Genomic DNA, 13,361 nt, shown 5'->3' on the forward strand with positions numbered 1-13,361 from the left:
AGGCCTTTTTCATGACCTATCTCCTCTATGCCGCTGCGGCGCTCGCCGAGATCGCCGGCTGTTTTTCGGTATGGGCCTGGTGGCGGCTGGAAAGATCGCCCTTGTGGCTGGCGCCAGGCTTCGTTTCGCTGCTTTTGTTCGCTTGGCTTCTGGCGCTGGTCGACACCAATGCGGCGGGCCGCGCCTATGCCGCTTATGGCGGCATCTACATCGTCGCGTCGCTGGCCTGGCTGTGGCTGGTGGAAGGCGTGCGGCCCGACCGCTGGGATTTTGCCGGTGCTGCGCTCTGCATAGCCGGCGCTTCGGTCATCCTGCTCGCACCGCGAGGAGCATAGCGTGGAACTGCCAGCCCCTCTTCGACAAGCTGTCGATCGCATCCTGGAAAAAGTCCCGCTGCTCGAGCTAAAGCAAGCGGCGAAAACACTGTCGGACCGCTACCGCGCCGAACTGCGCGACGGCCGCCTGCACATGGCGCAGGACATGGCGGTCAGGGCCTATCTGGCGACGCGGCTGCCGGCGACCTATGCCGCGGTCCGCGCCAGCCTCGATGCGCTCAACGAGGCGCGGCCGGATTTCACGCCGAAAACCCTGCTCGATGTCGGCGCCGGTCCTGGTACGGTGCTTTGGGCCACCAGCGCGCTCTGGCCCGATCTCGAACAGGCCGTTCTGCTGGAAGCAAGTGCCGCGGTGCGCAAGGTCGGCGAGACGCTCGCCGCCGATGCCATCACGGCCCGCACTGTCTGGCAGGCCGGCGACGTCACTATCGATCTTGCCGACCTTCAGCCGGCGGACCTCGTCACCTGCGCCTATGTGCTGGACGAGATCGTGCCGGCATCGCAGCCCAAGATGGTCGACCGGCTATGGCAGTTGACGACAGATACGCTGCTGATCGTCGAACCGGGTACGCCGGCCGGCTGGCAGCGCATCATGGCGGTGCGCCGGCAACTCGTCGAGGCCGGTGCGCATCTGCTGGCGCCCTGCCCGCACGCAGCGCCTTGCCCGCTCGCCCCGCCCGACTGGTGCCACTTCTCCCGCCGCGTCGCCCGCTCGCGCCTGCACCGGCTGGCCAAGGACGCGGACGTGCCGTGGGAAGATGAGAAATTCATCTATGTCGCCGCGTCGCGCCGGCCGGCCGCTTCGCACGCCGCGCGGGTCATCGCACCGCCGAAATCCGGTTCCGGCAAGGTTCTGCTCAAGCTTTGCGAACCGGACGGCGGCGCCGGCGAGCAACTGTTCACCAAACGCGACGGTGACCTGTTCAAGGCGGCGCGGCGCCTGGCCTGGGGCGATACGCTGGACGGGAGAAGCACGTGACCGTCAAAATTGTTCTTGCTCTGTTCCAGCGACTCGGATAGGGATCCGACCTCTCCGAGTCAACCGGAATCGGGACACAGGAAGACTGTCCTGTGGACGGTTTGTCGTTCCTGTGAACAACGGGAATCAAGGCCGTTTGGGCGTGCGGTGATGCAGAAAGGTCAGCACGGTTTCGTCTCGTTCTGATATCGAAAGGCCGGGATCTAAATCGGGGACATCATGGCAGAGGCAGCGCGGAAATTCGGCGTGGCGGAGCAACCGCTCTATCGCGAGGCACCGAACAATATCGAGGCCGAGCAGGCGCTGCTCGGGGCGATCCTCGTCAACAACGATGCCTTCTACCGTGTCTCCGACTTCCTGAAGCCAGGCCATTTCTACGAGCCCCTGCACCGCAGGATCTTCGAGATCGCGGCCGAGCTCATCCGCATGGGCAAGGTGGCGACGCCGATCACCTTGAAGACCTTCCTGCCGGCCGACGAAAAGGTCGGCGACATGACGGTGGCGCAATATATCGTGCGGCTGGCGGTCGAAGCCGTCACCGTCGTCAACGCCACCGACTATGGCCGCGCCATCTATGATTTGGCGACACGCCGCGCGCTGATCACCGTCGGCGAGGACATGGTCAACATCGCCTATGACGCGCCTGTCGACATGTCGCCGTCCGAGCAGATCGAGGACGCCGAGCGCCGCCTGTTCGAACTGGCCGAAACCGGCCGCTACGATGGCGGCTTCGAGAGCTTCACCGACGCGGTCAAGACCGCGGTCGACATGGCCAACGCCGCCTATATGCGCGACGGCCATTTGTCGGGCCTTGCCACCGGCATGCGCGATCTCGACCGCCGCATGGGTGGCCTGCAATCGTCCGATTTGATCGTGCTTGCCGGTCGCCCTGGCATGGGCAAGACGTCGCTCGCCACCAACATCGCCTTCAACGTCGCGGAGGCCTATGTGCCGGCGCAGCAGGCCGATGGCTCTTTCAAGGCCGCCAATGGCGGCGTGGTCGGCTTCTTCTCGCTCGAAATGTCGTCCGAACAGTTGGCCACCCGTATCATTTCCGAGCAGACGGAAATCTCGTCCTCAAAAATCCGCCGCGGCGAAATCACCGAAATGGACTTCGAAAAGCTGGTCGCCTGTTCGCAGACCATGCAGAAGATCCCACTGTTCATCGACCAGACCGGTGGTATTTCCATCGCCCAGCTGTCCGCCCGCGCGCGTCGCCTGAAGCGCCAGCGCGGCCTCGACCTGATCGTCATCGACTATATCCAGCTGATGCAGGGTTCATCCGCCAGGGCCTCGCAGAACCGCGTGCAGGAAATCACCGAGATCACCACGGGCCTGAAGGCGCTGGCCAAGGAGCTGGCGGTGCCGATCATCGCGCTGTCGCAGCTGTCACGTCAGGTCGAAAGTCGTGACGACAAGCGCCCGCAGCTCTCGGACTTGCGTGAATCCGGTTCGATCGAACAGGACGCCGACGTCGTGATGTTCGTCTACCGCGAGGAGTATTACCTCAAGAACCGCGAGCCCAAGCTTGGCACTGAGGAATACGTCAAGTGGGAAAACGAGATGAACGAGATGCGCGGCAAGGCCGAGGTGATCGTCGCCAAGCAGCGCCATGGCCCGACGGGCTCGGTGACGCTGGCCTTCCACGGCGAATTCACCCGCTTCTCCGATCTGGCTGAGGAGCACCATATTGCGGAGAGGTTTGAGTGACCTTTTGAGACAGGCCTCGACCCTTCTAGCACCCTTGTGCGCGTATCTGACGGCAGACCACGCCTGATGGCTAAATCGCGCGTCCAGTTCATCTGCCAGAATTGCGGATCGGTGCATCAGCGCTGGGCCGGCAAATGTGATGCCTGCGGCGAGTGGAACACGCTGGTCGAGGAAGGCACGTCCGGCGGCATCGGCTCGGGGCCGGCCAACACACGCAACGCCCGCAAGGGCCGCGCGGTGGTGCTGACCACGCTTTCGGGCGACATCGAGGACGCGCCGCGCATCATCTCGGGCATCGGCGAGCTTGACCGCGCCACCGGCGGCGGTTTCGTGCGCGGCTCGGCACTTCTGGTCGGCGGCGATCCCGGCATTGGCAAGTCGACGCTGCTCACCCAGGCTGCCGCTGCGCTGGCGTCGCGAGGCCACCGCATAGTCTATGTCTCGGGCGAAGAAGCCGTCGCGCAGATCAGGCTGAGGGCGCAGCGGCTCGGCGTCGCCGACACACCGGTGGAACTGGCCGCCGAGACCAATGTAGAAGACATTCTTGCCACGATCGCCGACGGCAAGCGGCCGGATCTGGTCATTCTCGATTCCATCCAGACGCTGTGGACCGACCTCGCCGATTCGGCGCCAGGCACCGTTACCCAGGTGCGCGCCGCCGCCCAGGCGATGATCCGCTATGCGAAATCCACCGGGGCAGCGATCGTGCTGGTCGGCCATGTCACCAAGGAAGGCCAGATCGCCGGACCGCGGGTCGTCGAGCATATGGTCGATGCCGTGCTCTACTTCGAGGGCGAAGGTGGCCATCACTACCGCATCCTGCGCACAGTGAAAAACCGCTTTGGGCCGACCGACGAGATCGGCGTCTTCGAAATGTCGGACAAGGGCTTGCGCGAGGTCGCCAATCCATCCGAGCTGTTCCTTGGCGAGCGGCATGCGAAATCGCCAGGTGCTGCGGTTTTCGCCGGCATGGAAGGCACAAGGCCGGTTCTGGTCGAGATCCAGGCGCTGGTGGCGCAATCTTCGCTCGGCACGCCACGACGCGCCGTCGTCGGTTGGGACGGAGCCCGCCTGTCGATGATCCTGGCGGTTCTCGAAGCCCATTGCGGCGTTCGTTTCGGCCAGCATGACGTCTATCTCAACGTTGCCGGCGGCTACCGCATCAGCGAGCCGGCGGCCGATCTCGCGGTCGCCGCCGCACTGGTTTCCTCGCTCACCGGTCTTGCCCTTCCCGCCGATTGCGTCTATTTCGGCGAAATCAGCCTTTCGGGCGCGGTGAGGCCGGTTGCGCATGCGCAGCAGCGCCTCAAGGAAGCCGAAAAGCTGGGTTTTGGTAGCGCGGTTCTGCCCTTGGGCAGCGAGGAACTTGCCGGAGGGATCGGGGCCGGCGCTTTCCAGCCCACCGAGCTTGCCGACCTCGTGGCGCGCATAGCCGGCTCACGGCGCAGCCGTGTCGACGATGAAGAGTGACGCGGCTCTCGAGCCGTGAAAAAGAGATCGGAGTGGGGCGAAAGACATGCCGATTACGCTGCTTGACGGAATCTTGGTCGGCTTCACCCTGGTCTCGGCGATGCTCGCCATGGTTCGCGGCTTCTCGCGCGAAATCCTGTCGGTCGTGTCGTGGGCGGCGGCAGCGGCGGCGGCTTTCTTCTTCTACAAGCCGGTCCTGCCCTACCTGAAGCCCTATATCGAGAATGAGAAGATCGCCATGGCGGCTTCCGCCGGCGTCGTCTTCATCATCGCGCTGATCGTCGTCTCGGTGATCACCATGAAGCTCGCCGACTGGATCATCGATTCGCGGATCGGCGCGCTCGATCGCACGCTCGGTTTCCTCTACGGCGCCGCGCGCGGCATCCTGGTCGTCGCTGTCGCGCTGCTGTTCTTCAACTGGCTGGCAGGCGCCAAGGCTCCGGCCTGGGTGATGGAGGCCAAGTCGCGGCCGCTGCTGGAACAGATCGGCGCCAAGCTCGAAAGCCTGCTGCCCGAGGATCCGGAAAACGCCATCCTGAAGAAGCTCAATCCAAATCAGCCGGCTGCCGAGACACCGGCAGCGCCTGACGCACCGGCGGCGGATGCCCCTACCGGCGGCGATGACGCCAACGCACCGGCTCCCGACGACAATGACGCTGGCCCTGCGGACAACACCACCAAGCCGGCGCCGGCAGCGCCGGCAAACTGACACCTGAAATGGGCGTCGGAGCGGACGATGGTGTGAACGACTGCACGGCGCGCGTTGCTTTCGACGCGAACCCGCACTATATGGCGATTTTAGCGGAGCTTAAGATGGCAGACGCAGACGACGTGCTTTCCGCAGAGGCCGACGACCATTTCCACGACGAATGCGGCGTGTTCGGCATTTTCGGCCGACAGGACGCGGCGGCAATCGTCACACTCGGCCTGCATGCGCTGCAGCATCGCGGCCAGGAAGCAGCGGGCATCGTTTCCTACGACGGCACCCAGTTCCATGTCGAACGTCATGTCGGCCTGATCGGCGACACCTTCACCAAGCAGCGCGTCATCGACAGCCTGCAAGGCAACCGCGCCATCGGCCATACGCGCTACGCCACGACCGGCGGCGCCGGCATGCGCAACATCCAGCCGTTCTTCGCCGAGCTTGCCGATGGCGGCTTTGCCGTTGCCCACAATGGCAATCTGACCAACGCCATGACGGTGCAGCGCGCGCTGCAGAAGCAGGGCGCGATCTTCTCCTCCACCTCCGACACCGAGACGCTCCTGCACCTTGTCGCGACCAGCAAGGAGCGCGACCTCAACTCGCGCTTCATCGACGCGGTGCGGCAGGTCGAGGGCGCCTTCTCGCTGGTGGCGATGACGGCCAAGAAGATGATCGGCTGCCGCGATCCGCTCGGCATCCGCCCGCTGGTGCTGGGCGACCTGGACGGCGCCTGGATTCTCGCCTCCGAAACCTGCGCGCTCGACATAATCGGCGCGCGCTTCGTGCGCGACCTGAAACCCGGCGAGATGGTCGTCGTCACCTCCAAGGGCATTGAAAGCCTGTTCCCGTTCGAGCCGCAGAAGACCCGCTTCTGCATCTTCGAATACGTCTATTTCGCCCGGCCGGATTCCTCGGTCGAAGGCCGTAACGTCTACGAAGTGCGCAAGCGCATCGGCGCCGAACTGGCGCAGGAGAACCCGGTCGAGGCCGATATTGTGGTACCTGTGCCGGATTCGGGCACGCCGGCGGCGATCGGCTTCAGCCAGGCGGCAGGCATTCCCTTCGAGCTCGGCATCATCCGCAACCACTATGTCGGCCGCACCTTCATCCAGCCTGGCGATTCGATCCGCCATATGGGCGTCAAGCTGAAGCACAACGCCAACCGCCGCATGATCGAGGGCAAGCGCGTGGTTCTGGTCGACGACAGTATCGTGCGCGGCACCACCAGCCAGAAAATCGTGCAGATGGTGCGCGACGCCGGCGCCAGGGAAGTGCATATGCGGATCGCGTCGCCGCCGACCAGCGCCTCCTGCTTTTATGGCGTCGACACACCGGAGAAGTCGAAGCTTCTCGCGTCACGCATGTCGGTCGAAGAGATGGCCGAATTCATCCGTGTCGATTCGCTCGGTTTCCTGTCGATCGACGGGCTCTACCGCGCCGTCGGCGAGGCCGGCCGCAATGACGAGCAGCCGCAGTTCTGCGACGCCTGCTTCACCGGCCAATACCCGACCCGCCTGCTCGACTTCGAAGGCCACGACAATGTGCGCACGCTGTCGCTGCTGGCGAACAACGGGGCGTAGGCTAGAGCAGTTCACCGTTTCACGGAAAACGGCGAACCGCTCTAACTCTTTGTTTTGACACAATTCCGGACGGAAAATCGCTTCACACTTTTCCTGGAATTGCTCTGGACCTTACGGAAATTCTCGCATGACCCTCGACCTTACCGGCCGCGTCGCGGTCGTCACCGGCGCCTCGCGCGGCATCGGCTATTTCATCGCCAAGGAATTGGCCGCAGCCGGCGCGCATGTCATCGCGGTTGCGCGCACGGTCGGTGGGCTGGAAGAACTCGACGACCAGATCAAGGCAGCCGGTGGCCAGGCGACGCTGGTGCCGCTCGATCTCGCTGACATGGCCGGCATCGACCGGCTGGGCGGCGCCATCCATGAGCGCTGGGGCAAGCTCGACATTCTCGTCGCCAATGCCGGCGTGCTCGGCGTCATCTCGCCGATCGGCCATGTCGAGGCAAAAACCTTCGAGAAGGTGATGACCATCAACGTCACCTCGACCTGGCGGCTGATCCGCTCGGTCGACCCGCTGCTCAGGCTTTCCGATGCCGGCCGCGCCATCATCCTGTCCTCCAACGCGGCGCATTCGGCACGGGCCTTCTGGGCGCCCTACGCGGCATCGAAGGCGGCGGTCGAAACCATGATGCGCTCGTGGGCACACGAGACGCAAAGCCTGCCGTTGCGCGTCAATGCCGCCGACCCCGGCGCCACCCGCACCGCCATGCGGGCCCAGGCCGTGCCCGGCGAGGATCCGGAGACGCTGCCGCACCCCTCAGAGATCGCCAAGCGTATCGTGCCGCTGGCGAGCCCCGAGCTGAAAGAGACTGGACTGATATTCCAGGCCAAGCACAATCGTTTTGTTGCCTACCAGCAACCGGAGTAGCTGCATCCTTTTGTCGGAAGAATTCGGTCACTCCCGACGTTCTTCGAATGTTTTGCGACAGACCGAGCCGATTTGGCCTCAAAATCTGGATGCAAAATCCGCTGGATCATCACGCGGCTGTGATCTGAGGGGGAAAGGCCGGGTCGCGGTCATGCTTTCGTCATTTCCAAGGAGTTGTTAGGATCGAAACGACTCCCACAACAACGAGCGCCCTGCTGGGCAGAACAAGGACATCCCCATGGCTACGACCGCAGCGTTGGTCTGGTATCTGGTAATCGCCGGCCCGCAGGGCGGCATGGTGGTACTGCCCAGCACCTTCGACAAGCGCGAGCAGTGCACCGCCGCCATCACCGAATATCAGAAGCAGCCGACACCCCCCGGCTGGTCTGTACAGTGCGTGCCGAGCGCCTCCCCCTTTACCGACGAGGGCGATGCCGAAGAGCCGGCGGCGCAGTAGGCATCCGTTACAGCAAGGCCCGCGGCCGCTGGCCGCGGGCCTTGTCGTTTCAGCTCCGGGCGCTCACCGTCAGCTCCGGCTTCTGGTTGATGGTCTGGAACACCACGCAATAGCGCTCGGTCAGCTTCAGCAGCGAATCTATCCGCTCCTGCGGTTCATCCGTGTTGAAGCTGAAATTGAGCCGGATGGCTCGAAAACCGACCGGCGCGTCCTTGGCAACACCGAGCGTGCCACGAAAATCAAGATCGCCTTCGGCCTCCACCGTGGCAGCGCCAAGTTTGAACTCGAGCGCCGTCGCCACCGCCTTCAGCGTCACCCCCGCACAGGCCACCAAGGCTTCCAGCAGCATGTCGCCGGAGCAGAGCTCGAGCCCAGAGCCGCCTGTTGCCGGATGCAGACCGGCGATGGCCAACGCCCTGCCGGTCTCCACCTTGCAGGCCACCGACTGGTCATCGATCGACCCCTTCGCTCTCAGTGTGATCAGCGCCTGCGAAGCATCGTCGCGGTAAGCCTGCTTCAGCGGCGCCTGCATGGCCTTCAGTTCGGTTGCATCCATGTCGCTGCCTCTTTCGCTTTTGTGGCCAGCCTTCGGCATGACTTTTCCAGATATAAGTGCCTATCGCCTCGCCGAAGCAAGACCGCCAGTTCCTGCCCCAACGCAAGCCCAGGGCTGGCGTAGCGCTGTGCCAACTTTCGACCGTATAGCTTGGCAAGAAGGCCTGACTTCCCGGCCATCGTGTTGATCCACGGCATCTCTGTCGCTTCCCGTAACACTGGTCCCGCGCCTATGGCCGACATCGCCATTCTCGAAACACGCGAAAGGGTTCTCGCTGGAATCCTGCTGACCGGTGCCGCCTATCTCTTGTTTTCGACGCAGGATGCCTCGATCAAGCTGCTGGTGACCGGCATGACGGTCTGGCAGATCATGTTCTTTCGCAGCATCACCATTCTGAGCGCCTGCGCGGCGATCGGCGGGCGAAAACTGTTTATCGACACGGTGCGCTCGCCGATCGTGCGGCCCATGCTGTTGCGCAGCGCTTTCACGCTTGCCGCATGGCTCTGCTACTACAACGCCGCGCGCAGCCTGCAGCTCGCCGAACTGACCACGGTCTATTACGCAGCGCCGATCATCGTCACCGTGCTTTCTGTGTTCCTGCTCGGCGAAAAGGTGCCCGTGCTGCGCTGGCTGGCGGTTTTGGTCGGTTTTGCCGGGGTCTTCATCGCCTGCGACCCGACCCATCTCGGCCTGTCCGTGCCGGTGCTGCTGGTGCTGGCGGCCGCCCTTTTGTGGGCCATCGCCATCGTGCTCCTGCGCAAGACCGCACTTGCCGAACGCTCGACGATCCAGCTGCTGCTCAACAATTTCTATTTCCTGGTGTTTTCGGCGGCACCGGCGCTGTTGTGGTGGCATACGCCTGATCTGACCCAGCTGCTGCTTCTCGGCAGCGTCGGCGCCCTTGGCGGCCTGGCGCAATATCTTCTCTTCGAAGGCATGAAGCGAACGCCGGCATCGATCCTCGCCCCGCTCGAATACAGTTCGCTGCTGTGGGCGTTCGCGCTCGGCTTTGCGATCTGGGGCGACGTGCCGCGCCGCGAAGTGTTTCTCGGTGCCGCCCTGATCATCGCCGCCGGGCTGCTGATCGTCGGCGGCGAGCATTTCCGCAAGCGGCTGTGATCGGGATGGCGCTCACTGCTGACACTACGATGTCAGGACCTGACGAGGTAGGCTGCGGGCATGACTGACGTCCCAGCCACCACAGCCGAAACCACCGAGCGCACGCTTGGCATCATCCTGGTGTCGTCATCGGCGGCCGTGTTCGGCCTGACCGGCGTGCTGACCAAGTCGATCCCGCCGATCCGCTGACGATTACCTGCTGGCGCGGCTTTGTCGGTTCAATCCTGATCAGCCTCTATGTGCTCTGGCGCCGCCGCCGGTCGGGCAACCGCGACGCGCTCCGCCTTGGCTGGCGCGGCTGGCTGCTGGCGGTGGAAGGCGCGCTGGCCAGCATCGCCTTCATCTCGGCGTTCAAATTCACCTACGTCGCCAATGTCGCGGTCATCTACGCAACGTCGCCCTTCATTGCCGCCGTGCTGGCCTGGGTGCTGGTGCGCGAGCCTTTCCGCCTGCAGACGATGCTCGCGGCCGCCGTATCGCTGTGCGGCGTGGCCATCATGGTCTGGTCGGGCTTCGGCACCGGCAATCTGTTCGGGGACGGGCTGGCGCTGCTGATGACGGCCGGCAGCGCGCTCTACATGATCATGGTGCGCGCTTTCCGCGACACGCCCGTGGTGTGGGCGGGCGCGGTTTCGGCCTTCCTGCTGTTCATTATCGGCTGGATCATCACCGATCCCTTGGCGGTTTCGGCAAGGGATGCTGTTCTGCTCGTCACCTTCGGCACATCCTTCGCATTGTCGTCGATCCTGTGGACGGAAGGCGCGCGGCTTATCCCGGCGCCCGAATCCGGCCTGCTCGGCTCGGCGGAGGTGCCGTTCGCGATCCTGTTTGCCTTCCTTTTCTTGGCCGAGATACCGCCTGTCGCCAGCATGGTCGGCGGCGTCATTGTCCTCGGCGCAGTGTTCGCCCATGCCGGCCGCGACTGGCTGGCGGCCCGCTCGCAGCAGGCAGCGTCAAATATTTCTTAAAAAAGTGACACAGTCACGGAACCATCATCCGAGTCAGACATTATTGGTGCGACGGGCCACCCCCCAAGTCCCCCCGAACCCCTCGGCCCGTCCTACTCCCAAGCCGACCGCAAGGTCGGCTTTTTCTTTGCCAGATAGGCCCGACCGCCAGGCTTTGTCCTTGCCGACAGGCTGACATGGCTCCGAGCCCTGCCAAATCAGGCAACTGGCTGGGACAGGGCCAGATTGCCGCTGAGCAGCGCCGCCAGATCGCCTGCGGAAGCATCGGCTCCAGCACGCAGCCGTATCGCGAATTCGGCCGCCGGAACCGGCGGCAGGCCCAGCTCACGCGGCGCTTCGACAATGCCGGAATGGGCAAAGCGCGGAGTTCGCAGGGTCAGCGCAAGGCCAGCATTCACGGCTGTACGCAGGCCGGCCAGGCTGGCACTGCCGGCGGCGATGCGGTAGCGGCGGCCGGCAGCATCGAGCGCCGCGAGGGCGGCCTCGCGAAAACCGCAATAGGGATCGAGCAACGCCAGCGGCAGCTCTTCCTGCCGCGAGGCCAGCCCTTTCTGCGAACACAACCAGATCATCGGCTCGCGCAGGACGCCGACCTCGTCCGGCGCCGCCGTCTGGCGCATGACGATCGCCAGATCGAGGCTGCCGGCCTGCAGCGCCTGCGCCAGTTCGGCGGAGCGGCCGACGCGCAATTCGATCCTGACGCGCGGATGGCTGGCAGCGAAGGCGCGCAGCAGGTCTGGTAGACCGCTGTCGGCGAAATCCTGCGTCGTGCCGATGGCGACGCGCCCGGCGGCCCGTGCCCCCTTCAGCGCCAGCCACGCCTCGCGATGCACGGCAAGGATGCGCCTGGCATGGCCGACAAGGTCCTCCCCGGCCGGCGTCAGGCCGCGCCCTCTGCCCTGTGGCGCCAGCAGCGGCTCGCCGACGATCTCCTCTAGCCGCTGCATCTGGGCGGTCACCGCGGAGGGCGAACGGCCGACGCTCGACGCCGCCTGCGCCAGCGAACCGCTGTCGACGAAGGCAAGGAAGGTTTTCAGCAAATCCGGATCGAGCGTTTCCATAATTCGACAATATCGAATCTTTAGTTGAAAACAATTCGATTTTTTTGATCTAGGGAGAGTGACATGGTCTCTCCAACGGCGATTAGACGCCGCTAGAACCAAGGAGACGAAAAATGCCCATCATCAACATCAGCGTCACCGGCAAGCCAGACGCCGCTTTGTCCGCCAGCATCGCCAGGGAAATCACCGAGATCACCGCCACGCAATTGCGCAAGGATCCGACGATCACCGCCGTTGCCGTGTCCTATGTCGACCCGCAGCATTGGTTCGCCGGCGGCAAGTCGCTGGCCGAGCACGGCACCAACACGTTCTGGCTGGATATCAAGGTGGTCGACGGCACCAACACCAAGCTCGAGCTGGAAGCCTATCTCAAGGCACTCTTCGAGGCCTTCGGCCGCCTGCTGGGTGGCGTGCACGAGGAAAGCTATGCCTTCGTGCATGAAGTGCCGGCAGCCGCCTATGGCTATGGCGGCAAGACGCAGGAGTTCCGCTTCATCAGCGGGCGGCTGAAGGCGGCGTAAGGGCATTTTGCTCCTGCGCCCGCTCCGACCGAACGGCTACCTGGCAGCAGGATGAAACCTTGTATCGAGGGCGAAATCCTCCTGGAGGTGTAGCCTGTAACGACCGGCCGCTTGGCCGGGGTCGAACACCAGGTTCCAGCTGTGCGGGGATACCGCACTGGGAATTAAAACCAAGGAATGTTTTGCCAGCAGGCCGTCACCAAATTGCTGCTGTCCTGCACTGGGAATGCCGGGGCGCATCCAGTTTGGGTTTGGAATATCGTCAATTTCCACCACATGAATCTTCGATGGATCGGCGATGTCGAATGCCGTCAGCACATGCGGAACCGTATCCAGCGTCCGAAACCCCTTGTGGACGCCCACCTCGAGAATGGCGGTCGAGGGGTCAATGGACGCATATACGGCCCTGACCCGTTTGCTGTTCCATCGTCCACCGAATTTGAAGGCCCCCTCACCGCTGTCCCAACTTGCCTGGAAGCGTTTGTGATCAAGTCTCCAGCCGAGGACTTCTCCCGTCCCAAGAGAGCCCGGCAAAGGCGTCACGTGTAGACACCATAGTCGAGCCGCTCGAGGAATTCCTGGACAAGGATGGTGCCCGCCGCCGTTGCCAAGAGATCAATCGGTCGCCGGTTGTCCAAGCCCATGGCGGGCTCAATCATCCATTTTTCAGCCGCTTCCTGGTTTCCCAGAACGGACGTGGCCTTGGTGAGGACCCTGGCAAAATTCCAGGTCCGTGAGCCTTGCTCCCGATTGAGCGTCCGGGAGTGATCAGATTTGTGACGCTGAAATGTCCGCTCGCTCATGCCGAATGCCGCCTCGAAGGCATCAGCATCAATAACGGTCAGTTGCCTGACAAGGCTTTCCAAGGCCTGGCTTGGAATTCCATGCAAGATCATTTCATGGGCCTCAAGCGGGCTGGATACCGAGGATCCAAGAACTTTCGGCCCGCCGAACAGGTCGACCAGCCGTTCGAACTCCGGCTCCATGTGTGGTGCTTCGGCAAATCCCGTCGGGAAACTGGCCATGCTCACTTC

Annotated in this window: 14 protein-coding genes and 1 pseudogene; 11 read left to right on the top strand and 4 right to left on the bottom strand. The window is 63.7% G+C overall.

All coding sequences use genetic code 11. From position 1 onward, the window contains the following. Positions 1–11: 11 nt before the first annotated feature. The 8 genes from AC04SF_RS22700 (at position 12) to AC04SF_RS22735 (ending at position 8,102) form a co-directional block, all read left to right on the top strand. A complete protein-coding gene (locus AC04SF_RS22700; RefSeq protein WP_202350732.1) occupies positions 12–335 on the top strand; it encodes a YnfA family protein in 324 nt (107 codons plus the stop codon). Position 336: 1 nt separating this feature from the next. Continuing rightward, positions 337–1,314 carry a small ribosomal subunit Rsm22 family protein gene (locus AC04SF_RS22705; RefSeq protein ID WP_488479601.1) on the top strand — a complete coding sequence of 326 codons (978 nt, stop codon included), beginning with the start codon at positions 337–339 and terminating at the stop codon, positions 1,312–1,314. 219 nt (positions 1,315–1,533) lie between these two features. Further along, positions 1,534–3,024: a replicative DNA helicase gene (locus AC04SF_RS22710; RefSeq protein WP_096456423.1), complete on the top strand. Its 1,491-nt coding sequence runs from the start codon at positions 1,534–1,536 to the stop codon at positions 3,022–3,024. Between the two features lie 66 nt (positions 3,025–3,090). Then, positions 3,091–4,494, top strand: coding sequence for a DNA repair protein RadA (gene radA, locus AC04SF_RS22715; protein ID WP_096456421.1), 1,404 nt, complete (start codon positions 3,091–3,093; stop codon positions 4,492–4,494). A gap of 46 nt (positions 4,495–4,540) precedes the next feature. Continuing rightward, on the top strand, positions 4,541–5,203 hold the full coding sequence (locus AC04SF_RS22720) for a CvpA family protein (RefSeq protein ID WP_488479602.1): 663 nt from the start codon (positions 4,541–4,543) through the stop codon (positions 5,201–5,203). Between the two features lie 104 nt (positions 5,204–5,307). Then, entirely contained in the window at positions 5,308–6,777 is a 1,470-nt protein-coding gene (gene purF / locus AC04SF_RS22725) for an amidophosphoribosyltransferase (RefSeq protein WP_488479603.1), read from the top strand. A gap of 127 nt (positions 6,778–6,904) precedes the next feature. After that, a complete protein-coding gene (locus tag AC04SF_RS22730; RefSeq protein WP_488479604.1) occupies positions 6,905–7,645 on the top strand; it encodes an SDR family NAD(P)-dependent oxidoreductase in 741 nt (246 codons plus the stop codon). 238 nt (positions 7,646–7,883) lie between these two features. Then, complete coding sequence (locus AC04SF_RS22735; RefSeq protein ID WP_096456416.1) at positions 7,884–8,102, top strand: hypothetical protein; 219 nt, start codon at positions 7,884–7,886, stop codon at positions 8,100–8,102. A gap of 49 nt (positions 8,103–8,151) precedes the next feature. On the opposite strand, the gene AC04SF_RS22740 is transcribed toward AC04SF_RS22735, so the two are convergent. Then, positions 8,152–8,658, bottom strand: coding sequence for an OsmC family protein (locus AC04SF_RS22740; RefSeq protein WP_488479605.1), 507 nt, complete (start codon positions 8,656–8,658; stop codon positions 8,152–8,154). Between the two features lie 231 nt (positions 8,659–8,889). Between AC04SF_RS22740 and AC04SF_RS22745 the strand changes: the two genes are divergently transcribed. Beyond that, entirely contained in the window at positions 8,890–9,777 is an 888-nt protein-coding gene (locus tag AC04SF_RS22745) for a DMT family transporter (RefSeq protein WP_488479606.1), read from the top strand. 60 nt (positions 9,778–9,837) lie between these two features. Beyond that, positions 9,838–10,745: pseudogene (locus tag AC04SF_RS22750) on the top strand (DMT family transporter). 197 nt (positions 10,746–10,942) lie between these two features. On the opposite strand, the gene AC04SF_RS22755 reads toward AC04SF_RS22750, so the two are convergent. After that, positions 10,943–11,806, bottom strand: a complete 864-nt coding sequence (locus AC04SF_RS22755) for a LysR substrate-binding domain-containing protein (RefSeq protein ID WP_488479607.1) — start codon at positions 11,804–11,806, stop codon at positions 10,943–10,945. Between the two features lie 113 nt (positions 11,807–11,919). Here AC04SF_RS22755 and AC04SF_RS22760 point away from each other — a divergent pair, with 113 nt between their 5' ends. Continuing rightward, entirely contained in the window at positions 11,920–12,327 is a 408-nt protein-coding gene (locus AC04SF_RS22760) for a tautomerase family protein (protein WP_488479608.1), read from the top strand. Between the two features lie 36 nt (positions 12,328–12,363). Here AC04SF_RS22760 and AC04SF_RS22765 read toward each other — a convergent pair whose 3' ends face one another. Continuing rightward, entirely contained in the window at positions 12,364–12,870 is a 507-nt protein-coding gene (locus tag AC04SF_RS22765) for an RES family NAD+ phosphorylase (RefSeq protein WP_488479609.1), read from the bottom strand. After that, positions 12,867–13,352, bottom strand: a complete 486-nt coding sequence (gene parS / locus AC04SF_RS22770; protein ID WP_488479610.1) for a type II RES/Xre toxin-antitoxin system antitoxin — start codon at positions 13,350–13,352, stop codon at positions 12,867–12,869. The genes AC04SF_RS22765 and parS overlap by 4 nt, the downstream gene beginning before the upstream one ends. Positions 13,353–13,361 lie beyond the last annotated feature (9 nt).

The sequence above is a fragment of the Mesorhizobium sp. CNPSo 4671 genome (assembly GCF_057784245.1).

Excerpts from the sequence above, each read along its gene's own strand:
- radA (WP_096456421.1), top strand. The coding sequence starts at position 3,091 with ATGGCTAAATCGCGCGTCCAGTTCATCTGCCAGAATTGCGGATCGGTG.
- AC04SF_RS22710 (WP_096456423.1), top strand. The coding sequence starts at position 1,534 with ATGGCAGAGGCAGCGCGGAAATTCGGCGTGGCGGAGCAACCGCTCTAT.
- purF (WP_488479603.1), top strand. The coding sequence starts at position 5,308 with ATGGCAGACGCAGACGACGTGCTTTCCGCAGAGGCCGACGACCATTTC.
- AC04SF_RS22720 (WP_488479602.1), top strand. The coding sequence starts at position 4,541 with ATGCCGATTACGCTGCTTGACGGAATCTTGGTCGGCTTCACCCTGGTC.
- AC04SF_RS22745 (WP_488479606.1), top strand. The coding sequence starts at position 8,890 with ATGGCCGACATCGCCATTCTCGAAACACGCGAAAGGGTTCTCGCTGGA.
- parS (WP_488479610.1), bottom strand. The coding sequence starts at position 13,352 with ATGGCCAGTTTCCCGACGGGATTTGCCGAAGCACCACACATGGAGCCG.
- AC04SF_RS22760 (WP_488479608.1), top strand. The coding sequence starts at position 11,920 with ATGCCCATCATCAACATCAGCGTCACCGGCAAGCCAGACGCCGCTTTG.
- AC04SF_RS22700 (WP_202350732.1), top strand. The coding sequence starts at position 12 with ATGACCTATCTCCTCTATGCCGCTGCGGCGCTCGCCGAGATCGCCGGC.
- AC04SF_RS22740 (WP_488479605.1), bottom strand. The coding sequence starts at position 8,658 with ATGGATGCAACCGAACTGAAGGCCATGCAGGCGCCGCTGAAGCAGGCT.
- AC04SF_RS22730 (WP_488479604.1), top strand. The coding sequence starts at position 6,905 with ATGACCCTCGACCTTACCGGCCGCGTCGCGGTCGTCACCGGCGCCTCG.
- AC04SF_RS22755 (WP_488479607.1), bottom strand. The coding sequence starts at position 11,806 with ATGGAAACGCTCGATCCGGATTTGCTGAAAACCTTCCTTGCCTTCGTC.
- AC04SF_RS22735 (WP_096456416.1), top strand. The coding sequence starts at position 7,884 with ATGGCTACGACCGCAGCGTTGGTCTGGTATCTGGTAATCGCCGGCCCG.